Origin of the sequence: Bradyrhizobium sp. PMVTL-01, assembly GCF_051861855.1 — a bacterium.
GTDB lineage: Bacteria > Pseudomonadota > Alphaproteobacteria > Rhizobiales > Xanthobacteraceae > Bradyrhizobium.
This window is the reverse complement of the sequence record NZ_CP193982.1, coordinates 5685023-5706368: the sequence shown is the minus strand read 5'-3', so window position 1 is coordinate 5706368 and position 21346 is coordinate 5685023. Positions and strand designations below refer to the sequence as shown.

Below are 21346 nucleotides of genomic sequence, written 5' to 3'. Positions count from 1 at the left end.
CAGCTTTTGCAGACTGATTGCGCTCTCCTGCCTCTTTTGGGAAGATCATGAAGGTCGTCATTCTTGCGGGCGGATTGGGTACTCGCATTTCGGAAGAGACCACGATCAAGCCTAAGCCGATGGTTGAAATCGGCGGCCGTCCGATCCTATGGCATATCATGAAAATCTACAGCCATTATGGACTGACGGATTTTGTCGTTTGTCTGGGCTACAAGGGCTACGTGATCAAGGAATATTTTGCTAACTACTTTCTTCACATGTCGGATGTGACTTTCCATTTAGCCGAAAATCGGATGGAGGTGCACCGCGAGACCGCCGAGTCATGGCGCGTGACGTTGGTTGACACGGGCCAAGAAACCATGACCGGAGGACGGCTCAAACGGGCGCTGCCTTATGTCGGTGATGACGACGTGTTCGCCTTGACGTATGGGGACGGCGTTGCGGACATCAATATTGCTGCGGAACTCGAGTTTCACAAGAGTCACGGTCGCAAGGCGACCGTGACAGCGGTGAGGCCGGCCAAGCGTTTCGGCGCGATTGCGATCGAGGGCGATCGGGTCGCTAGTTTCAGAGAAAAGCCGGACGACGATGGTGGATGGATTAATGGTGGTTTCTTTTTGTTGTCCCCGTCGGTGGGCGAGTTGATTGCTGACGACAAGACCGTTTGGGAGCGGGAGCCGATGGAAGCCCTGGCCTCGCAGGATCAACTACGTGCGTTTTCGCATCACGGATTTTGGCACCCGATGGACACCCTACGCGACAAGACCTTCCTCGAGGAGGAGTGGGAAAGCGGTCGGGCGAAGTGGAGAACGTGGTGATTGAGCCCAGCTTTTGGCGAGATCGGCGCGTATTTTTAACCGGGCACACCGGTTTCAAGGGCGCATGGATGGCCCTCGTTCTGAAATCAATGGGCGCCGAGGTCTCTGGCTTCTCTTTGCCGCCGGAGCACGACCGCGGGATCTTCGTTGCGGCCAGGATCGCCGATGATGTTCACCATCATCTGGGAGACATCCGGGAATACGACAGCTTGAGGACCTCACTGGGCGAGGCGGAGCCGTCCGTGGTCATCCACATGGCGGCTCAAGCGCTTGTGCGAAGATCCTATGTCGCGCCTGTCGAAACTTACGCCACCAATGTGATGGGGACGGTCCACCTGCTTGAGGCCGTGCGCCAGCAACCGACCGTCAAGGCGGTGGTCGTCGTTACCAGCGACAAGGTCTATGAGAACGTGAACTGGTCGTCGCGTTATCGAGAGGGGGATCATCTCGGCGGCCACGATCCCTACAGCAATAGTAAGGCTTGTACGGAGCTGGTGGCTGACTCGTACCGCCGCTGCTTCTTTTGCGGCGATCGGGTGGCGCTTGTGGCAACGGGGCGGGCCGGCAATGTGATCGGAGGTGGCGATTGGGCTCAGGATCGACTCGTTCCCGATGCAATCAGGGCGTTTTCAACCGGCTTACCCCTTGCTATTCGTCACCCGGGTGCAGTTCGCCCCTGGCAACATGTGCTTGACCCGGTTCTCGGGTATCTTCTGCTCGCCGAACGGCTGGTAAAGGAAGGCGATCGCTTCGCGGGGGCATGGAATTTCGGGCCCTGTGCGGCGAGCGAAGTCCCCGTCGAAAATATCGTTCAGGAATTGGTGCGGGCTTGGGGCGAGGGCGCGAGCTGGACGCGCGATGTCAGTGAACATCCGCATGAAGCTACTTACTTGAAGCTTGACAGTTCCAAAGCCACGCACGAGCTCGGGTGGGCCGCAATGCTACGTCTGGAGCAGGCCCTCTCTTTGACCGTTGAGTGGTATAAGGCTGAGCAGCGTGGCGCCGACATGAAAGCGGTAAGCCTGGATCAGATCCACACGGTGCTCTCGGCAGCAAGAGCTAGTGTGCGCTGCTAAGCCGATGGGATTTAGCGGAGCGCGGCCATGCGAATATTTGTGACTGGCGCGAGTGGGTTTGTTGGGTCTTATCTGGTGGCCGAACTGCTCGAGCATGGCCACCAGGTCGCGGTACTGCTCCGCTCCAGCGGGGATCCATGGCGTATTTCGGAGCAACTCTCGCGTCTGACCACGATCACCGGTGATCTCGACGACATTGAAACCCTGCGCGGGCCGCTCACCGCGTTTCAGCCAGATGCAGTCGCCCATCTGGCCTGGCGCGGTGTCGGCAACGCCGATCGTAACAGCGCAATCCAGGCCCACAATATTCCGGACACGCTCGATCTGGCCGCGCTCAGCATGAAGGCTGGCGCGATGATATTTGTCGGCGCCGGGTCGCAGGCAGAATACGGCCCCTATTCGCGCAGCATCCGCGAGAGCGACGTTCCCGGTCCCACCACCCTCTATGGACGCGCCAAGCTCGCAGCAGGGGCGATGGCGGGGCAGCTCTGTGCCGAGGGCGGCGCGCGGTTCGCCTGGCTTCGAATCTTCTCGACCTACGGACCGAAGGACGCACCGGACTGGCTCATTCCGAGCATGATAAAGACGCTCCGGGAGGGAAGGCGGATGTCGCTGACCCAGTGCGAGCAGCGCTGGGGGTTTCTGCACGTGCGCGATGTTGCCTCGGCCTTTCGACTGACGATAACCCGCGATGATGCCGAGGGAGTTTTCAACCTGGGGAGCTGCGATGCCCCCTCCTTGCGCGAAACCGTCACGGCGCTTCGGGATCTTGTCAACCCGAACGCGGACCTTGGCTTTGGCGATATTCCCTATCGTCCGGATCAGGTCATGATACTACAGGCTGACGTCAGTCGCCTCGAAGCCCTCGGTTGGCGACCGCAGATCGGACTTCAGGAGGGTCTTTCCGAAACCGTGACGTGGTACAATGCGCACCACCGAAATTGATCCGCATGATTTTGCTCGCCGCATTCGAGCCCATGCATTGCGCATGGTCTTCAAAGCGCGATCTTCCCATATCGGCAGCTGCCTTTCGATGGCTGATATTCTGGCGGTCCTCTATACGCGCATCATGCGTATCGATCCTCTGCAACCACTGCTGCCCGAGCGCGATCGTTTCATCCTGAGCAAGGGCCATGCCGCGGCGATCATTTACGCGGCGCTGGCCGAGCGCGGCTATATCCCGGTTTCAGATTTGGATAGCTATTGTGAAAACGGCTCCGCTCTCACGGGCCATGTCAGCCATGCGGTACCAGGCGTCGAAGTTTCGACGGGCTCGCTCGGCCATGGTCTGCCTATAGCGGTGGGCATGGCGGTTGCGGCAAAGTCTGCCGGAATGAAGAGTCGCATATATTGTCTACTCAGCGACGGGGAGTGCGACGAGGGCTCCAATTGGGAGGCGATCCTGTTTTCGCCACATCACAAGCTCGATAACCTGATCGCCATCGTCGATTTCAATAAGATCCAAAGCTTCGGAACAGTATCTGAGGTTCTGAACCTCGAACCGTTCGCCGACAAATGGCGTGCTTTTGGTTGGGAAACATGGGAGGTCGATGGCCACGATACTGTTGCGCTGGAGAAGACTTTCGCGGCGCCACCGATTCCGGGAAAGCCGCGCGTCCTGATTGCCCATACTATCAAAGGCCGGGGTGTATCGTTCATGGAGGATAAGCTTGAATGGCACTACAAATCCCCGTCCGATGAACAGCTGAAAGCTGCCTTGGCTGAGATTGGTGCATGAGAAACAATTTTATCTCCACCCTGGCGGACGTGGCCGCGCAGAATCCGAAAATCTGGCTGCTCGCTGGTGACCTCGGGTACTCGGTGCTGGAGCCATTTGCTGCGCGTTTTCCTGATAGATACGTCAATATGGGGGTCGCGGAGCAGAACATGGCAGGTGTCGCTGCCGGAATCGCACTGAGCGGAAACACGGTCTTCATCTATTCGATTGGCAACTTTCCGACCTTGCGCTGCCTCGAGCAAATTCGGAACGATATCTGCTATCACGGTGCAGACGTTAAGGTCGTCGCCGTCGGTGCCGGCTTTGCCTACGGCAGCCAGGGCTACACGCATCACGCTGTTGAAGATGTCGCTGTCATGTCGGCTTTGCCTGGCATGGAAATATTCGTGCCCTGTGATCCCATTGAGGCGCGCATCGCCACGCAGGCCATCGCTGCAAGTGGTCGGCCCTCTTACCTTCGGCTTTCGCGCGCTGGGGAGCCGCTGCTACATTCAAGTCCGCCACAGGATTTGCGCAGACCCGGCGTGCTGCGGCAAGGCCGAGACGTTATTATCTTTGCGAGCGGGCCGATCGCTTCTGCTTGTTTGACTGCCGCCGACTGTCTCGCCACTGAAGATCTTACGGTTGGCGTTCTGAGCGTACCTTGCATCAAGCCCTTCGATGACGCGTTGGTGCGAGAAGTGGCAAACGGGGCCCGGCTTATTGTGACCGTCGAGGAACATATTCTTCGTGGCGGTCTGCATGCAGGACTGCTCGCGTCACTGTCGCTCGTTCGGCACAAGCCTCCGGTGCTCGGACTTGCTATCCCGGAGCCAACCGGCACAATCACCAAGGCGGGCGATCGTGCGGCACTCCTCGAGGCGGCTGGACTTTCAGCAGAAACTATTGCCACGCGCGTACGCTCGGCTCTCGCCTAGTTTCGGAAAATCCAATATCGGTGCGCGACGGAAGCGATGTCGAGCCTGATCATGTCGCCAATATCATCCGTGCGATTCGCGAGTTTATGTTGCCCGCACGCCGGTCGACTTCCGCAAGGGGCCGGTATCGCTGATGGCTGGTGCGCGATGGTGGTGTCGATCCTTTCAACGAGAGCGCTCTACGTCTTCCGCTCGAAACGAGCCGCCCGGCTGAAGATCGGACAACGTCCTCCCTGAGTGAATTAACGAAGCCGACTGGCCAACTTCGTCAAGCGCAAAGGGCTCAGGAGCGTGATGCCGCACCACAGAATCGATGAACGCCATCAGGGCTTTTGAATTGGACTGATCCGGTACATGGTGAATAACGTTCCGCCGGTAAGTTCCTCAATCCGACCGGGCAGGGGGTTCGCGATACGCGGTCCCACCAGATAGAGATAGTCAAACTCGTTCGTCCAATGGCGCAGGAATCGTGGCACGCGTGGGTCGTCCGTGCCGGCTGCAAGGGCCACAAGTTTAGGGAGCGGCACGGGGCCGTAGTCGATAACGTCGGTGATCGCCTGATTTCGCTGTTCTTTGACAACATTGATCGGCTGCATTCCTGGCAGCGCGAATAGTATCGTCACCATTGCCTTAGCCGACACGGCGAGGGCTGGGGCGTTAACTATCGGCCATTGGAGAAATCCTATTGGTCCATCGCTACTGCGCCCGACCAGCACGCGAGACGGACGGTCAAGCAGTGTGAACGATGCTTTCAGTTTTGCGTAATCATCCTGATAGCTGAGCCAAACGGCCGTAGTAACGGCGACGTTGACGAGCGCGATACCGATCGGAACGGCGACCGCCAAGGTCGCGGCACGCCCCGACATCGAGACTCTCGTGTAAGCTGGAAGGATCAGGAGGGCGGCAATCGGCACCCGGAAATCGACACCGGCGACCCCGAACAGGCGGTACGGCGTCACAAGGAATAACAGCGCGAAGCCGCCTGTAAGCCAGAGACCCGAGCGGCACAAGGACAGCCTCCCGGAGCGGAACAAAACATAGCAGAGTACGATCAGCGCGGCGGCCTCAATAACGGGTAGTTCCGTGCTGTAGCCGTTGAGGCTTCCGAAGATCGACATGAACTTCGAGCCAATGATCCACTCGGTAGGGCCGTTTCCCACAGGAGCGGGTGACGCGAGTAAGGCCGCAAAAACAACCAGCATTGGCGCGCCCAACATGGCGAGTTGTGCGATGCCGGAGCGCCGCCAGTTGAACCGCGAGAGTTCAAGAAAACCTAGCGTTGCCGCGTAGAGTCCCAGCGTGAACAGATGCGCAACATAGAGCACCATGACGAAAAGTGAATGTGCGATCAGTTGCACAGCGGCCGTGCGACCACGCATGAATTCCCAAACAGCCAGCCCCCATAGTGCGACACCAAGGCCAAACTGGAAATTGAGAAATCCCCACGCGAAGGGGAAGGAATACAGCAACATCACCGCAGCGAGCCCTGAGATTTCGTGACGCCGCTTCACTGCCAGTTCGAGCGCGATCGGGCCGCTCACGATCAGAAGTTGGCACGCAATCAGGAAAACTTTGCAGGCCGCTTCGACACCGAGAATTCGCGCAAGCGGCGGAACGAGAAGATCCATGGCGAGGTTGGAGGAGAGTGTTTTACTAACCTCATAGAAAGGGTTGGCATCTGGCGTGCCCGCTGCAGCGAGCACATACATCCGTGCGACGTGGTTCGGATAGTCCACCAGCGCTGGAAGAGCAACCAACAGCACTGGGCAGATCGCGACAACAACAATTGCGGCGACGGCGAAGCTAATCGCGAGAGAGTTCTGTTGGTGAGGTGCAACCACAGTTAGCCTGGACTTGCTTGACTAAAAGCGCAACCCAATCCGCTGACCGATCCCGGATTGAATCAATAATCTAAAAGCCGCTTCTGTCTACCATTCCCAGCATCAATGTTGCAATCGAGCGAGCTGATGCATCTCTTCTCGCCGTTGTCACGGCCCGACGCCCAGACAATAAGGGTGAGGCCGACGATGCTTTCCCGGGACCGATGACAACGTCCTCCTGAGTGATTAACGAAGCCGAGTAGCCAACTTGGTCAAGCGCAAAGGGCTCAGGAGCGCGACGCCGCACCACAGAATCGGTGAACGCCATCAGGGCTTTTGAATTGGACTGATCCGGTACATGGTGAATAACGTTCCGCCAGTAAGTTCCTCAATCCGCCCGGGCAGGGGGTTCGCGATACGCGGTCCCACCAGATAGAGATAGTCAAACTCGCTCGTCCAGTGGCGCAGGAATCGCGGCACGCGTGGGTCATCCGTGCCGGCTGCAAGGGCCGCAAGTATCGGCAGCGGCACAGGCTCGAAGTGGATAACGTCGGTGATGGCCTGGCTTCGCTGTTCTTTGACAACGTTGATCTGCTGCATTCCTGGCAGCGCGAATAGTGTCGTCACCATTGCCTTAGCCGACACGGCGAGGGTTGGGGCGTGATCCATCGGCCATAGCGGCAGTCCTATTGGTCCATCAGTACTGCGCCCGACCAGCACGCGAGACGGACGGTCAAGCAATGTGAACGATGCTTTCAGTTTTGCGTAATCATCCTGATAGCTGAGCCAAACGGCCGAAGTGACGGCGACGTTGACGAGCGCGATGCCGATCGGAACGGCGATCGCCAAGGTCGCGGCACGCCCAGTCATCGAGACTCTTGTGTAAGCTGGAAGGATCAGGAGGGCGGCGATCGGCACGCGGATGTCGATATAGGCGATCCCGAGCAGGCGGAAGGGCATCGCAAGGAAGATTAGCGCGAAGCCGCCTGTAAGCCAGAGACCCGAGCGGCACAAGGACAGCCTCCCGGAGCGAAACAAAACATAGCAAAGTACGATCAACGCAGTGGTCTCAACAATGGCTAGTTCCGTGCTGTAGCCGTTGAGGCTTCCGAAGATCGACATGAACTTTGAGGCAATCTTCCACTCGGTTGGGCCGTTTCCCACAGGAGCGGGTGACGCGAGTAAGGCCGCAAAAACAACCAGCATTGGCGCGCCCAACATGGCGAGTTGTGCGATGCCGGAGCGCCGCCAGTTGAACCGCGAGAGTTCAAGGAAACCGAGCGTTGCCGCGTAGAGTCCCAGCGTGAACAGATGCGCAACATAGAGCACCATGACGAAAAGTGAATGTGCGATCAGTCGCACAGCGACCGTGCGACCACGCATGAATTCCCAAACAGCCAGCCCCCATAGTGCGACACCAAGGCCAAACTGGAAATTGAGAAATCCCCACGCGAAGGGAAAGGAATACAGCAACATCACCGCAGCGAGCCCTGAGATTTCGTGACGCCGCTTCACTGCCAGTTCGAGCGCGATCGGGCCGCTCACGATCAGAAGTTGGCACGCAATCAGGAAAACTTTGCAGGCCGCTTCGACGCCGAGAATTCGCGCAAGCGGCAGAACGAGAAGATCCATGGCGAGGTTGGAGGAGAGTGTTTTACTAACCTCATAGAAAGGGTTGGCATCCGGCGTGCCCGCTGCAGCGAGCACATACATGCGCGCAACGTGGTTCGGATAGTCCACCATCGCCGGAAGAGCAACCAACAGCACTGGGCAGATCGCGACAACAACAATTGCGGCGACGGCGAAGCTAATCGCGAGAGAGTTTTGTTGGTGAGGCGCAACCACAGTTAGCCCTCGATTTTAGAAGCAAGAATGAACCCGCTGACGGCTTGACTTAAACATCTAAAAGCCCCGTCGTGTTTACCACTTCCCAGCATTTTCCGGGTTGCGGATATGCACCACAGCGGTCTCGTCTGAGTAGACGCGCTGCCAGCCGTCGAGATGATCAAGCAGGCCGGCTGCTGGTGTTGCGGGCATCAAGAGCGCGGCATCAATCTCATAGTCTTTGAGCAGGCCTAGGAACTGATTCACGTCCCTAAGCTGCAGCGCTCGGAAATACGCCATCACGAATTGTTCGCCATATAACTCGGCACGACTATCGATGAAGACCGGGATCTGCCGCGAGATCAGGTAGCCGCCGAACGGATAGTCGTTGAGAACGCGCTTGGCACCTTTGAGCTTGAGCACGTCGACGGCGGCCGCAGGCGAATGGACGAGCGGCGGCGAAAACCTGTGATTGGCCGCAAAGACCCATGTCGACGCGCCCAAAGAGGCGACCAGCATCGCGGCCGGCACGGTCGGGAGGATCATCTTGCCGGTACGATCCGCTTTGAGGCCGAATTGCGAAGCCACAGGCGTCAGCACCACAAGCGGCACCAGAAAGGCGAAGATATCGGCGTTTCGAACGTGGGAAAGCGCCATGTGAAACAACCCCAGCACCAACAGAATTCGCGGCGGCGAAAGTTTTAGGCCGAAATAAAGCGAACACGCTATCAAGGCCAATATAGCCCCTTCGAATATGCTGAACTGGCTGAAATCCGCCGCGCTCCATTCGGAAATCAGATTCAGCAACTCTCCGAGTGCTAGAATTTTGCGGGCCGCGAGGATCGACCCCCATCCGTAGGGCGTCGCGAAACAAGCGACAAATGCGCAGGCGCCGAAAACGACCCAACGCAGCGTCAATGAACGTCGTTGCGAAACCTCCGCATGCCACCAGGCGTCAAACGCGAGTGGTACAATCAAAGCGAGGCCGAAAACAAATCCTCCATGAAGGTTTGCCCAGAGCGCCATTAATGGCAAAAGCCAGAGCGACGGTGGTTCGCGTCTCTCGCTTGCATTCACAAGTCCGTTTACCCAAGCAAGCATGAGCGGCAACGCAACCACATGTGGGCGGGCGAGAAAGTGAGACGCCGAAACTGCCAAAACCGCCAGCGCAATCATGATTGCATAAGGCGAGCGAATGCGTCGGCCGAGAATGAAGGCGAAAAAGGCGAACGTCCCGGCGATACAGGTCGCAGCGAGGATGATCGGCCCGGGCCAGCCGCCAATCTCGAAACTACCGGCATAGAGAACTTGCGCCAGCCAGGCAGTCGAGATCCACGGTTCGCCTGCTTTCGTAAAGGAATAAGTATCGAAGCGCGGAAAGGTGTTGTGATCAAGGATCCATTTTCCCACCGCGATGTGCCAATGGGTATCGGGATCCTTCAGAAGAGCGTTGCCGTTGACCAACAGCAGCGCGTACACACCGGCCCCCAGCCAAAACCAGGCCGGTAGGACGAAGCCGGCCTTTGCCGCTGCGAATAGGGGCCTCCGGACAATCATAGCGGCCTATCTCCTGCAAGCGGGGCCTATGTCCAACAATACGTGTGATGTTCCGTCGGTCCCCGAGGAGAAGGCCGTTTTCGTAAAATAACTTCGCTATACGGTGACATTGGCTCGGGCGCCGAACAATCGGTGAGGTTAAGGGGAGTATCGTAAGTATCCGACTCGCTATACAATCAAGATTATTCTGCCGGGTTTCGCGCCTTAGTCTAGTAGTGATTAGGCAACTTGCGTCCGGACCGCAGGCCCACGCCCACTACAGCCGCGGATTGGCGTTTCGGATTCCTCTGTGTTGACTTGGCGCGGATTTAAGCCGTCCACACGGATAAAATATTAAAAGCAGGACCCCAGGATGTCAGATGCCGAAAGCCGAGTCCGTGCATCAAGAATGTTCGACGAGCCCCCAATCACCGATCCTGCCATATAGACCCGAAAGCTCGATCCGGATTGAGCTCGTCGCAGAACCGATCGGGAGGATTACGCCGGCGAAGAGCAGGGGCCAAGCGCTAACAGGCAACGCAAACGATTTCTCCGTTCAAAAGATACTTCGAAAGGCGCGGGCACGCAGGCCGACAAGATGATGAGCATCGGGATCGAGCACAGATACAATCCGCCTCCTTATAGCAATGGGGCTTGCCGACGACTTTGCCTGCTGGGCGCGTGAGTACCGCATTGCCGGAGCAATACCAGCCAGGACGACTGATATGAAAGCCGATCGCGAAGCAGATTTTGAACATGCCATCAAGCCGCGCGTTGGCGAGACCCATTTAGGTGCCGCAGGCTACGATCAGCTTGCCGGACGCCACCGCCTTCTTGCGCTGATTTCAATTATAGGCGGCGTAATCGGCTTATACGGCTGGCTGATGTTCGTTATGGCGTTTGACCATAACGGGCCGTTTGGGCAGCGCTACATCGCCCCCGGGATTGACTACATGGTATATTGGCGCGCGGCTCGGGCGGCGATGGCGGGGGACTTCGCGCTGCTGGCCGATCCGGTCGCGTTCACGGCCCAGATCAGCCAGCAATTCCACGCCTGGCTGAGCCGTCCCCTTCCATTGTTTCCTTGGATGTATCCACCGCATTATCTGCTCATTCTGATGCCATTCGCGGTCCTGCCGTTCGCGATCTCCTACGCGTTATTTCAGGTGGCGAGCTTTGCCCTGGCGGTCGCCGCCGGTTGTCGTTTCTGGGCAGGCCCCGCGAGGCGATGGGGGCTGTGGGCGGTTGGTCTCGCCCTGTCGCCGGCCGCGTCCATGAATGTGATCGCCGGCCAAAACGCGTTTCTGACGCTCGCGCTGCTGTTGGGCGGTATGGGCTTGCTCGGCCGTCGCGATTTTGTGGCAGGGCTCATCCTCGGATTGTTAAGCTATAAGCCGCAATTCGCCATTATGGTTGCGGTGGCTTTGCTGGCGGCGCGTCACTGGCGTGCGCTAACAGGTGCCATTGTTTCCGCGTCGGTTGCAATCCTGCTCAGTGCCGCCACATTCGGCCTCGACCCATGGCGGGAGTGGTTAGGCCATACTCTGCCCGGTGCCCTAATGGGTGGAGCAGGCGATCTAGCATGGTCGAACGCAGGGCGGGTATGGGGCCTCAGTGTTTGGGCCTGCGTGACCGCGCTGGCTGCCCCGGACTGGCTCGCCAATGCGGCGCAGGGCGCGGCAATCGTTCTGGCTATAATCTGCACGTGGATCGTTTTCAGTGGTGCCTTCGAGCGCGATCGGCGCATCGCAGTGCTGCTAACTGCGACCTTGATAGCGGCGCCGCACGTTTCGCCCTATGACTTGGTTTTGCTCGCCGGTGTTGTGCTGCTGCTATATCGAGACATGCTCGATGGACTTGTGATGATGCCAGGTTCGTCGTTGTTGCTGCTCCCCTGGTCCGCACCGCTCGTAGAAGTGCCTCGCCTGTCCGTCTTTGGATTTGCTGTGCCAGTAGTAATGGTTTGCCTGCTGTTCGTTCTGCTACGCTCGCCGCGTCCCCAGCAAAAACTGGCAATTGAGGTTTTCAGCTGATGCCATTTTTCTCGAAGGCAGCCCACCTTCGCTGGTTTCCGACCGAATTCGCAACGCTGGCTGTTTCCTTGAAGGCACGTCGCCTGCGCTTAATCAATCGAACGGCAAAGGGGACGCTGCGAATCACGTGCCCTTCAAACGTCGCGCTCGCTTGAAAGCCAGCTTCGGAAACTACCGATAGAGCCTTTGAGGAAACTGATGATGGCGAGCGACGGCGACAGCCAAAACCGGGTAGGGGTGAGAGGCGGCCCCTTTATGCCAGGGGAATTCATATTTCAGCGAAGTCTGCTCCTCGTCGGTTTGCTATTGGCAGCCTCGGTGGTTCCCGTGTTGTCGGTCGAAACTCCTGCGATGATCGATTATGTTAATCACCTCGCCCGGATGCATCTTCTTGTGGACGCTGCTGCGGGTCGTCCGAATCCGGCTTACGAAATAGACTGGGGACTTTATCCGAATCTCGCCGTTGACCTCATTGTCCCGGTGGTGGCGCGGTTCGTCAGCGTCGAGACGGCCGCCCGCCTTTTCCTCCTGGTAAGCCAAACATTGGTGGTGAGTGGCGCGATAGCGCTGGAACTGAAGGTTCGTGGGCGACATCACCTGTCGGGCTTCGCCGCACTGATCGCGCTTTACAGCTTGCCGTTTCTTTGGGGGCTGATGAACTGGGAGTTCGGGTGTGGCGTCGCACTCTGGGCCATCGTGTTTTGGATTCACTTTCGCGAAGGGCCTTGGCTTTTTCTGGTCGTATTACATACCTTCTTCTTCATCGTGTTGTTCTTCGCTCATCTGTTCGCGCTCGGTATCTATGGGTTGACGATTGGCTGCTACGAAGCGAGCCAAATTCGAGGTTATCGTCAGGCCGCGCGAACCTTCGTTGCGATGGTGTCTCCGGCGGTCGCGGCTTACCTGTTTCTGATGGGGTCGGGCGGCGCGCCTGAGCAGCCAGTGCTGACGTGGTGGTTCGGGCTGAAGCTGATGTGGCCGTTGCTGGTCATGAACTGCTACAATATAGCTCTTTCGATCGCACTTGGGGTTTCAATTGCCGGGCTGTTGGTGTTCCTAGGGTACAACCGCATATTGGGCTTGACCCGACCAGCCGTTTTCATCGGATCCGGGTTTCTCATTGTGTACCTGTTGATGCCGGCCCGTCTGTTCGGCGGCGCCTACGCTGATGTTCGCCTCATTCCTGCAATAATGCTAATCCTGCCGGCGTTTTTGACGGTGCACTGGCCGTCAGCCGCTGTTCGATCGGTGGCCGCACTCTTGGCTGTCAGCATCATACTCATTAATGTAACGAATGTAGCCTCGATTTGGTCCGCCTACCGTTCCGACTACGCCGAGATCATCGCGTCGTTTCGGCTACTTCGTGCCAATTCAACAATCCTGGTCGCGCGCAGCGATGTCGAAGTCGGCCGCATAAATGCGCCGATGTTCTATGCCCCAACCCTGGCAGTACACTATGCAGCTGCGTTCGTGCCGTCGCTATACACGCTGTCTGGTCAACAACCCGTCAGGAAATCGACTTCGAAATCGGCTTTCGAAATCGAAGACGCGCTTGATTACCTACCAACAACGATTTCGCAGTTGAACAGCGCTTCGGCGGGCGGAACGGTGCCATCGCATGTTCGCGCCTGGCGCACCGACTACGATTACCTCTACATTGTCGGAGAGCAGCCCGCCAGCATCCCGGACCGCTTAACCAGGATGATGCACGGCCGACGGTTCAGTCTTTATGCGATCGATAAATAGCGATAGCTAATGGGGCGAAGGGGATTCAGACGCAGATACCAACGGAGGCTCTGACTAGCTTCGCTTAGAACCTTCTAAATTCTCTGACGATTGCTACAATATGCTCGCCGATCCCCGGGAATGCGAAGGAGCAGAGGAGAGCATGAGCCATCTCGATGATTTGGCTAGGTCCGACGCCGGAGATGCCGTCGCTCCGGTTACGGTCAGCGAGAAGCCCGAAAGGCCGCGCGCCAGCCATCAAGACGTTCAGCGGGCTACAAAGTTCATATTTGTGCTGCTGGTCGCGCTTCTTTTACTCTTGTACATCGTGCTTCTTCCTGCTGATCGGCTTCTATTAGATCCGGACCTGTATTGGCACATAGCAACTGGGCGCAAGATTTGGGAAAGCGGATCATTGCCTCAAGTGGACGAATTCTCGCATACGTTTCGTGGGCATCCCTGGATAGCGAGAGACTGGCTGAGCGATCTGCTCTTTTTCGGCGCGTATAGTCTTTCAGGCTTCCGCGGAGTCGCGATGATTACCGGCGGAGCTGTGGCGCTCGCTTACGCGCTGCTTTTCCTTATGCTAGCACGCACGATGCGGCTCACGGTTGCAATCGTGGTCGCAACAGTGGCGCTTTTGTTGTCGGTCAACCACCTGCATGCTCGCCCGCAGATATTTGCCGATGGCCTGATGGTGGTCTGGGTCGCGGCGCTGGTGAGAGCAGTCGACACCAAGACCAACCCGAGCTTGATGCTGCTCCCGGTCATGACGCTGTGGGCGAACGTCCATGGCAGCTTTGTGGCGGGGCTCGCCCTGACGGTCGCGCTCGCTGCGGAAGCCTTATTCGAATCTCCAGGGAGTGAGCGTCTGTTAGCAGCCCGACGATGGGCTGTCTTCTTTGTCGCCGCGGTCGGCGCCGCGTGCGTGACGCCCTACGGCGCGCGCCCGTTCCTGATGGACTTTCAGCTCATCGGGGCACATGAAGCCAAACCTTACATTAACGAGTGGCGAGCCGTAAGCTTCGAGACGGCGCCGATTACACTATTCGCTGTTCTGGCGCTCCTATTTTTCGCTTTGCTGAACGGGGTCAAAATTCGGTTTTGTAGACTAACAATATTGATATCGATCACAGCATATATGCTCACCGCAGTGAGATTCATCTTCTTATTCAATTTGCTTGCGCCCCTACTGCTCGCAACTCCGTTGACAAGGCAATTTCGATTTTTGCGCCTCTCTGAGCAAATTGCGACTCGCCCACAATTCTTCACGACAACGTCTCATCTAGGGAGGCGCGGTCTGTACGGGGCTTATGGAATAATCGCGATCATGATCGTTGGAGTCGGCATCTTTGGTGATCCTGTTGAGCGCCCGCGATTCAGGGAGATTTCTCCAAAGGGGGCCGTCGATTACATTCTTGAGCATAACTTAAATGGCAATATCTATAATTCGTACAACTTCGGCGGCTATCTGATTTTTAGAGGACTTCCTACCTTTGTCGACGGCAGAAATGTTTTCGACGACGGCTTTATGGACGAAAATTGGACAATTGTCGCAGCACGCCCGCGTGAATTTATTCGATACCTGGATAAGTACCGCGTCTCTATTGGTCTCGTCGCGCCAGACTCGCTGGAGGCCCATGAATTTCGAGCTTCATCGGATTGGATTCCTGTTTACTCCGACGATATTTCCGAATTATTCGTAAGGGGAAATCAGCTAGACCAGCGCCGCCGCGATTAGTTGCATTCCAATGCTTGGATGCCCGGGTGGTTAGGACGCGGCGGTCCAGACGTAGGGTTTGGGATCGGCGATCGTCTCGGCGAGAGGCGACGGTGAGTGCTCGGCGACGACGCCTTCGAAGGTATTGAGCCTGATCTGCCACCGAGTATTTTCTCCGGGAGGTGCGCCGAGTAGGATTACCTCGATTATGTCGGTTAATCAGATCCGCAACATCCCCGGCCCCTTAACCAGTATGGTACGCTGCCGTCCTTTACTCTTTATGCGATCGGCAATTAGCGATAGGGTGACGTCCAGCGAGGAACTCGATGGATCCTTTTGGCATTAAGGTTATTTTTATCACCATTCTTGTGTTCATACCGCTCGAGCGGCTGTTCGCCATGCATCCGCAGAAGGTCTTTCGTCGCAATTGGGCCAACGATCTGATCTTCCTGTTTTTAAATGGTGTGCTGATCAAGCTTGGTCTGCTCGCCGTTATCGTGGCGATCATCTTTGCCGCCGCATGGATTGTCCCTGCATCCTTTCAGGCCACGGTCGGTGGCTTGCCCTATTGGGTGCAACTGCCGGCCGTCATCGTCCTTGCCGATTTGGGATTCTATTGGACCCATCGCATGTTCCACGCCGTTCCCTGGCTTTGGAGATTCCACTCCATTCACCACAGTATCGAGGAGCTTGACTGGCTGGCCGCGGCCAGGGTCCATCCGGTCGATCAGATTTTGACCAAAGGGGCCTCGCTGATCCCGCTCTTCGCACTGGGTTTCTCCGAATGGGCAATTGGAGTCTATGCTTTGCTCTATCAGTGGCAGGCGGTTCTCATTCACTCCAATGTTCGCTTGGGGTTTGGCCCGTTGCGCTTCGTGTTTGCTTCGCCGGAGTTTCATCATTGGCATCATAGTAACCAACGCGAGGCCAGGGATCGGAATTTCGCCGGGCAGCTGTCTTTCCTGGACGCGTTGTTTGGAAGCCTTCATTTACCGCGAGGGCAAAAACCGACGACCTACGGTCTGGATCGGCCGATGCCGCAACGCTACGTGCGTCAGTTGCTTTATCCCTTCATAGGCGAGCGGATCTTTCAGTCCAGATCGGATGCAGCGGCGCTGGCAGAGACGATGCGGGCCCCAGAGGAGGCGCCCAATCGTTCGCCCAGCCTCGGTCATTCGTCCGGTTAATCTGCAGTCTTCACCAATGACCTATCCTGATTGGGCGGCGAACGAGGCAAAACTCAAGGGCTTGTGGATCAGCTGGGCCGACGACGAAAGCACGAGATTGAGACGATGACGAATGTCAAATTCGAAGAAATCGATCGATCCCAGGCGGAAAGCGCGGCCGTTGAGTTGACTGTTAATCGTTGGCTCGATTGGACGGCGAGAGCGACGGTCGTCATTGTTTTTATCACTCTTGTTGTGATCGGCATTGCAGGAATTCCTCGCCTGCTTCCGTTGGACGGCATCCACAAGCTGCTGATCATCGCCGCCAGGATTGCCAACGTCCTTTTCCTCAGCCTGGTTGCAGCGACAACGATTACCCGGCTAGCACCGATACAGAAGTCCAAGGGCATCGAGCCGCGGATCTCGGCCTTGCTGGGCACGTTCTTGTGCACGCTACTTGCTTTGCTACCGAAGGCAGAGTTGGATCCTGTTTGGTCGGTCGTGTCGACGACGTTGATCCTGGTGGGCAGTTCGCTTTCCTTCGTGGTGCTCCGCTGGTTGGGCAAATCTTTCAGCATTTTTGCCGAGGCAAGGCGCTTGGTGACAGAAGGACCTTATCGAATCGTCCGGCATCCGCTTTACCTCTGTGAAGGACTCGCTTTGATCGGTATTACATTGCAGGTGCTTTCCCCGCTTGCCGTGCTGATGGCCATTGCGATCGTGATGGTTCAATGTCGGCGTATGATCAATGAAGAAGCGATTCTACAGGCGGCTTTTCCCGAATATCGCGTCTACGCTGCGAATACATCTTTTCTGATCCCCAAGATCGGCCAGTTTTTACAGGATCGAACCAGCAAGTAGGTGGTTCGCCTGGCGATTGATGGATCGGGCCCAGTTGACCCCGAGCCATCCGTTCAGCGACGGAGAGAACCGTAGTCAGCTTCGTACGGCAGCGGCGATGCAAGCCGTTGCGCAATACGATCTATAGTTGCGGGTGCATCCCGGGCCGGGCTAGGGGGCTGCAGCATCTGCCGCCAAAACAAGCATTCGGTTCCGCCGTCGCTAATTCGAATAACGATTTGGCTGAAGTCGCAGTGGCAATCCGGATCAGGCCGCTCAGGTTGCCGCGCCGGGCAGCGCATCATCAAGGCGTGCCGTCCGCGAGGTGCCGCAGCGCCAGGGCCGTTCTCGATGCTAGCCTGGCGTTCGAGCAGCCGATCGAGCCCCTCGGTAGGCCTCGCGCTCCTTCATGCCCAGGCTCCCCGTTTCCATCCGCTGGTGCGCGAAGCCGACTTCCCCAGCGCCGCCGCGACATGGCCATGCGGCGGCGATCGCTCGATCCGCAATTCCTCCGGGTCAGCGCCCCGGCAGCTTGCTCAGATTGGCAAGCGTCCACGTCTGCGCAGCCATTCTCCTCCCAATCACTTTCTGCAGCTGCGCCGCCGGCGGACGCCGTGTATCAATCCGGTACATTTCGCCAGCACTCTTTGGGGGTACCACTCAGTCATCGCTAGGCGCTCGAACGAGAAAACGCAGAAATTGCTCAACAATTTACGTTGTTGCCTCCCGGCTACACCGGGTTGTCACGGTTAAGGTTAAATCACTGTAAACATTGACTGAGCGCGCGCTTTAACAGAAAGTTTACCCCAGCTGGCACGGCTTTGTCAGTGAGCGGTAGTAGTTGCGTTTCATCTTGCAAGAAGGATATTTCCTCATGTTGAAGTACTATTTCAAAGCTACGGAAGCGTTGAAGCGTCTGCGCACGGACAAGGACGGCGTGGTTTCGCTTGAGTACGTCATCGTCGGGGCTTGTGTTTGCGCCGTCGTGCTTCTTCTGTTTACCGGTACCGGTACGAACACCCTTAGCGGAGCGCTGAATACCGGGTTCGGCAAGATCGCCAGCACTATGTCTGGTCTGCCATAAGCGGAGTCCAGTGCGCGGCTTGGATGTCCCAATGCCGCGTCACCCTTTCGAAGGAAGGATTCTGCTATGTTGAGATATTATGTTGAGACCACGGAAGCGTTGAAGCGTCTGCGCACGGACACGGACGGCGTGGTGTCGCTCGAGTACGTGATCGTCGGGGCTTGTGTCTGCGCCGTCGTGCTTCTCCTGTTTACTGGTACCGGTAGTAACACCCTCAGCGGAGCGCTGAATACCGGATTCGAAAAGATCGCCTCTACTATGAGTGGACTGCCCTGACTCGTCTCTGAGTCTCATGACGGGTCTCTCCAAAGCGTGGCAATGGATGTCCCAATGCCACGCCTGTTTCAGGCATGCATTTCATGGACTGGATTGCTCCCATGGATTGGATTGCTCCCACCGCGTTTCTTGAAATCCTTTTGTTGCTCTATGTCGCGACGATCGATATTGCGACACGATTGATCCGAAATGAAATTTGTCTGGTGCTGGCGCTCCTCGGGATCGCCGGACATTTTGCCAGCCCGACGCAGTTGGTAGAATCCTTGATCGGCGCGGCAATCCTGTTTCTGCTGCTCTTGGTCGTCTACCAGCGGGGATGGATGGGCGGCGGCGACGTCAAGCTGTTGGTCGCATTGGCGGTTGGCCTCCCGTTGATGGGTGTGCTCCGGTTGTTGACTATCACCGCTCTGGCCGGCGGCGTGCTTGCCGTGGTGCATCTGATGATGCGTCTCTTGCCATATCCCAGGCTAGCGCCCGCGGGATCGTCGTTCGCGCGCCGCGTTTACGCGATAGAACGTTGGCGCCATTTGCGACGCGCGCCGCTACCTTACGGGGTTGCGATTGCGTGCGGCGGTATTTGGACCATTTTCAGTCAAAGGCTTTGAACATGTCATCTACTCTGCGTCTTTCGATCATAATGGTTTTCCTGCTCGCGGCCGGCGCGCTCGGGCTTATTGCCTACAGCATGAACCTGCCGAATGCACCGGCCCCTGTTGCACAGGCCGCGGCGCCGGCAGCGCCTCTCACTCGCTACCTTGTCGCGGCACGTCCGCTGAAGGCTGGTACCTTGACGCGCGAGGAAGATTTCCGCGCCGATCCGTTGGATAGCGTTCCAACTGGGGCGATCCGCGATACGACCGAAGATAGGAGCAGACTTCTCGGCTCCCTGGTTCGCAAGAACCTCGACACGGGCAGTCCCATCACATCAGAAAACGTCCTGCTGAGGGGAGATCGGGGTTTCCTTGCCAGCGTCTTGGAGCCGGGTACCCGTGCCATCAGCATCAAGGTTGATGCAGAATCGGGTGTCTCGGGGCTGATCAAGCCGGGTGACTATGTGGATGTGGTCCTGACCCAAGTCGCCGCGAACGCAGATGTTGCGCGTCGCGCCCTCAGCGAAACCATTCTGCAAAATGTCCGGATCATCGCGATCGACCAGGAGATTGTGCAAACCGGGCAAACCGGCGCAGCCAATAACACCGCGACCGCGAAGGTCGCACAAACTGTGTCCCTGCAGCTTGCGCCAGAGCAGGTCAAGAAGATTGCGGTGGCAAAAAATCTCGGATCGCTCTCCTTGGCCATGCGATCGGCCGTCGAGCCACGGGACATAGCGGACAGTCGCACTATTTCCAGCTGCGACGTGTCGGCGGAAATAGCCCGCCAGAATGCTGTTGCCGGCCAAACTGCAGCGGTGGTGGTTTATGGAGGCGGTAAGGTTCAGGAATACTCGGTCAGGAAGCAAGATTCAACTGCGGGCTGTGGCGTCTTGCCGAAAATGGCCCGCGAGAGTGACACGGTGGTGGTTCATGCAGTTGATGAGCTTGAGGCGGTCAAGCCGCAGGAGAAACGGCGATGAGCGTTAACATGGCTATAGTCAACCCGCTTGATGAAGCTCCATCTGTTGCAACGCGCGACCGAATTGTCTGTTTCGTAAACGACGAGCTGAGCGCAGCGGCTTTGCGCAAAGGGCTCGAAGGCAGCAACCTATCGATCAGGCGTGGCACGATTCGCAACGCCATACGGATGCTCGAAACCGACACCGAGCTATTCGCGCTGGTGGCGGACATCAGCGGGATCGATGATCCCTTCACCGAGCTGGAGAGATTGTCCGCCGTCTGCCCACCTGATGTCCTGGTCGCCCTCATCGGTGAGAGCAGAGAGATTACCTTCTACCGCGAGCTGATGGAAATCGGCTTGACCGAGTACCTTCCGAGGCCGCTCACGCGTGATATGGTGCTGCACCAGCTGCGTCCGAAGCTGCTTGGCGACACGGCGCCCGCCGCGACCGATCGTGGTGGGCATGTGATCTCGATCTGCGGCGCGCAAGGGGGCGCCGGGGCAACGAGCATCGCTATCAATCTCGCACTGCAACTGGCCGAGACCACGAAGGCCAAGGTCGCGCTGCTCGACCTTCATTTACAGAACGGCGAAACCGCGGTGATGTTGGGGGTTCGGCCTGGGCCAGGGCTGCGCATTGCTCTGGAAAACCCGATGCGGGCGGACACACTGTTCCTCGAACGCGCAGCCATTGATATCAACGAGCGTGTTTGTTTGATTTCCGCCGATGAAGACCTGGATGCACAGCTGGACATCACTGAAGCGGGAGTGAGACACGTACTGGGTCTGCTCCGTCAACGGTTCAACTACATCGTGGTCGACGTACCAGTTCCGTTTCCGCCATCGCTCCATCCGGTGATCATGCTGTCTCGCCAGGTGCTGGTGCTGCTGGAGGCTGAAGTGACTGGACTTCGCAATGCGCATGCCCTCCGCGCTGCCGTCACCAGCATCGCCGGTAAAGACCGAGTGTTTACTTTGCTCAATCGTGCCGGTCGTCCGGGGGGCCTTCCCAGGGCAATGGTTGTCAAGGCCTTGGGCGCAGAGCCGGACATGGTGATTCCCGATCTCGGCAAGGGGATGACCCAAGCTGTCAATCTGGGAATTCCAGCTTTAAAGCACGTACGAAAACTGCGCCGTCACCTCGCGCCCATCGTCCGGGAGATCACTGGTGTCGGCGCCGTGCGGCAGGGATGGTTCAGGAGGCTGTTCCGGTGACGAA

General features: G+C 57.5%; 18 protein-coding genes. 15 read left to right on the top strand and 3 right to left on the bottom strand.

The features are described from left to right. Positions 1 to 47: 47 nt before the first annotated feature. The 5 genes from rfbF to ACRQ5Q_RS27745 all read left to right on the top strand — a co-directional run bounded on the left by rfbF (position 48) and on the right by ACRQ5Q_RS27745 (position 4549). A complete protein-coding gene (rfbF, locus tag ACRQ5Q_RS27765) occupies positions 48 to 818 on the top strand; it encodes a glucose-1-phosphate cytidylyltransferase (RefSeq protein ID WP_439393094.1) in 771 nt (256 codons plus the stop codon). Then, the gene (rfbG, locus tag ACRQ5Q_RS27760; protein ID WP_439393092.1) at positions 815 to 1894 is read left to right on the top strand and encodes a CDP-glucose 4,6-dehydratase; all 1080 of its coding nucleotides are present in this window, start codon (positions 815 to 817) and stop codon (positions 1892 to 1894) included. Before rfbF ends, rfbG begins: the two co-directional genes overlap by 4 nt. A 75-nt stretch (positions 1895 to 1969) precedes the next feature. Further along, on the top strand, positions 1970 to 2839 hold the full coding sequence (locus tag ACRQ5Q_RS27755) for an NAD-dependent epimerase/dehydratase family protein (protein WP_439393090.1): 870 nt from the start codon (positions 1970 to 1972) through the stop codon (positions 2837 to 2839). After that, the gene (locus ACRQ5Q_RS27750; protein ID WP_439393088.1) at positions 2820 to 3632 is read left to right on the top strand and encodes a transketolase; all 813 of its coding nucleotides are present in this window, start codon (positions 2820 to 2822) and stop codon (positions 3630 to 3632) included. The genes ACRQ5Q_RS27755 and ACRQ5Q_RS27750 overlap by 20 nt, the downstream gene beginning before the upstream one ends. Continuing rightward, complete coding sequence (locus ACRQ5Q_RS27745; protein ID WP_439393086.1) at positions 3629 to 4549, top strand: transketolase family protein; 921 nt, start codon at positions 3629 to 3631, stop codon at positions 4547 to 4549. Before ACRQ5Q_RS27750 ends, ACRQ5Q_RS27745 begins: the two co-directional genes overlap by 4 nt. A gap of 323 nt (positions 4550 to 4872) precedes the next feature. Here ACRQ5Q_RS27745 and ACRQ5Q_RS27740 read toward each other — a convergent pair whose 3' ends face one another. The 3 genes from ACRQ5Q_RS27740 to ACRQ5Q_RS27730 form a co-directional block, all read right to left on the bottom strand. Next, positions 4873 to 6312, bottom strand: a complete 1440-nt coding sequence (locus ACRQ5Q_RS27740) for a hypothetical protein (RefSeq protein ID WP_439393084.1) — start codon at positions 6310 to 6312, stop codon at positions 4873 to 4875. Positions 6313 to 6696: 384 nt separating this feature from the next. Further along, entirely contained in the window at positions 6697 to 8214 is a 1518-nt protein-coding gene (locus ACRQ5Q_RS27735; protein WP_439393082.1) for a hypothetical protein, read from the bottom strand. Between the two features lie 75 nt (positions 8215 to 8289). Next, entirely contained in the window at positions 8290 to 9672 is a 1383-nt protein-coding gene (locus ACRQ5Q_RS27730) for a hypothetical protein (protein ID WP_439393080.1), read from the bottom strand. Between the two features lie 782 nt (positions 9673 to 10454). Between ACRQ5Q_RS27730 and ACRQ5Q_RS27725 the strand changes: the two genes are divergently transcribed. The 10 genes from ACRQ5Q_RS27725 to ACRQ5Q_RS27680 all read left to right on the top strand — a co-directional run bounded on the left by ACRQ5Q_RS27725 (position 10455) and on the right by ACRQ5Q_RS27680 (position 21342). Beyond that, entirely contained in the window at positions 10455 to 11762 is a 1308-nt protein-coding gene (locus tag ACRQ5Q_RS27725) for a glycosyltransferase family 87 protein (protein WP_439393079.1), read from the top strand. A gap of 198 nt (positions 11763 to 11960) precedes the next feature. Continuing rightward, a complete protein-coding gene (locus ACRQ5Q_RS27720; protein WP_439393077.1) occupies positions 11961 to 13508 on the top strand; it encodes a hypothetical protein in 1548 nt (515 codons plus the stop codon). 142 nt (positions 13509 to 13650) lie between these two features. Beyond that, positions 13651 to 15228, top strand: a complete 1578-nt coding sequence (locus ACRQ5Q_RS27715) for a hypothetical protein (RefSeq protein ID WP_439393075.1) — start codon at positions 13651 to 13653, stop codon at positions 15226 to 15228. Positions 15229 to 15533: 305 nt separating this feature from the next. Further along, the gene (locus ACRQ5Q_RS27710; protein WP_439393073.1) at positions 15534 to 16394 is read left to right on the top strand and encodes a sterol desaturase family protein; all 861 of its coding nucleotides are present in this window, start codon (positions 15534 to 15536) and stop codon (positions 16392 to 16394) included. Positions 16395 to 16499: 105 nt separating this feature from the next. Beyond that, positions 16500 to 17234: a methyltransferase gene (locus ACRQ5Q_RS27705; protein ID WP_439393071.1), complete on the top strand. Its 735-nt coding sequence runs from the start codon at positions 16500 to 16502 to the stop codon at positions 17232 to 17234. 853 nt (positions 17235 to 18087) lie between these two features. Continuing rightward, positions 18088 to 18297 (top strand): Flp family type IVb pilin, encoded by a 210-nt coding sequence (locus ACRQ5Q_RS27700; protein WP_439393070.1) that lies wholly within the window; start codon positions 18088 to 18090, stop codon positions 18295 to 18297. A gap of 66 nt (positions 18298 to 18363) precedes the next feature. Continuing rightward, positions 18364 to 18573: a Flp family type IVb pilin gene (locus tag ACRQ5Q_RS27695; RefSeq protein ID WP_439393068.1), complete on the top strand. Its 210-nt coding sequence runs from the start codon at positions 18364 to 18366 to the stop codon at positions 18571 to 18573. A gap of 101 nt (positions 18574 to 18674) precedes the next feature. After that, positions 18675 to 19178, top strand: coding sequence for an A24 family peptidase (locus ACRQ5Q_RS27690; protein WP_439393066.1), 504 nt, complete (start codon positions 18675 to 18677; stop codon positions 19176 to 19178). A 32-nt stretch (positions 19179 to 19210) separates the two neighbouring features. Continuing rightward, a complete protein-coding gene (gene cpaB, locus ACRQ5Q_RS27685) occupies positions 19211 to 20146 on the top strand; it encodes a Flp pilus assembly protein CpaB (RefSeq protein WP_439393064.1) in 936 nt (311 codons plus the stop codon). Next, positions 20143 to 21342 (top strand): AAA family ATPase, encoded by a 1200-nt coding sequence (locus ACRQ5Q_RS27680; RefSeq protein ID WP_439393062.1) that lies wholly within the window; start codon positions 20143 to 20145, stop codon positions 21340 to 21342. Before cpaB ends, ACRQ5Q_RS27680 begins: the two co-directional genes overlap by 4 nt. Positions 21343 to 21346: the final 4 nt, after the last annotated feature.

What these genes read in the sequence shown, in the direction of transcription:
- rfbF (WP_439393094.1), top strand. Translation starts at nt 48, where the DNA reads ATGAAGGTCGTCATTCTTGCGGGCGGATTGGGTACTCGCATTTCGGAA.
- ACRQ5Q_RS27750 (WP_439393088.1), top strand. Translation starts at nt 2,820, where the DNA reads ATGCGCACCACCGAAATTGATCCGCATGATTTTGCTCGCCGCATTCGA.
- ACRQ5Q_RS27745 (WP_439393086.1), top strand. Translation starts at nt 3,629, where the DNA reads ATGAGAAACAATTTTATCTCCACCCTGGCGGACGTGGCCGCGCAGAAT.
- ACRQ5Q_RS27725 (WP_439393079.1), top strand. Translation starts at nt 10,455, where the DNA reads ATGAAAGCCGATCGCGAAGCAGATTTTGAACATGCCATCAAGCCGCGC.
- ACRQ5Q_RS27720 (WP_439393077.1), top strand. Translation starts at nt 11,961, where the DNA reads ATGATGGCGAGCGACGGCGACAGCCAAAACCGGGTAGGGGTGAGAGGC.
- ACRQ5Q_RS27715 (WP_439393075.1), top strand. Translation starts at nt 13,651, where the DNA reads ATGAGCCATCTCGATGATTTGGCTAGGTCCGACGCCGGAGATGCCGTC.
- ACRQ5Q_RS27710 (WP_439393073.1), top strand. Translation starts at nt 15,534, where the DNA reads ATGGATCCTTTTGGCATTAAGGTTATTTTTATCACCATTCTTGTGTTC.
- ACRQ5Q_RS27705 (WP_439393071.1), top strand. Translation starts at nt 16,500, where the DNA reads ATGACGAATGTCAAATTCGAAGAAATCGATCGATCCCAGGCGGAAAGC.
- ACRQ5Q_RS27700 (WP_439393070.1), top strand. Translation starts at nt 18,088, where the DNA reads ATGTTGAAGTACTATTTCAAAGCTACGGAAGCGTTGAAGCGTCTGCGC.
- ACRQ5Q_RS27695 (WP_439393068.1), top strand. Translation starts at nt 18,364, where the DNA reads ATGTTGAGATATTATGTTGAGACCACGGAAGCGTTGAAGCGTCTGCGC.
- ACRQ5Q_RS27690 (WP_439393066.1), top strand. Translation starts at nt 18,675, where the DNA reads ATGGATTGGATTGCTCCCACCGCGTTTCTTGAAATCCTTTTGTTGCTC.
- cpaB (WP_439393064.1), top strand. Translation starts at nt 19,211, where the DNA reads ATGGTTTTCCTGCTCGCGGCCGGCGCGCTCGGGCTTATTGCCTACAGC.
- ACRQ5Q_RS27680 (WP_439393062.1), top strand. Translation starts at nt 20,143, where the DNA reads ATGAGCGTTAACATGGCTATAGTCAACCCGCTTGATGAAGCTCCATCT.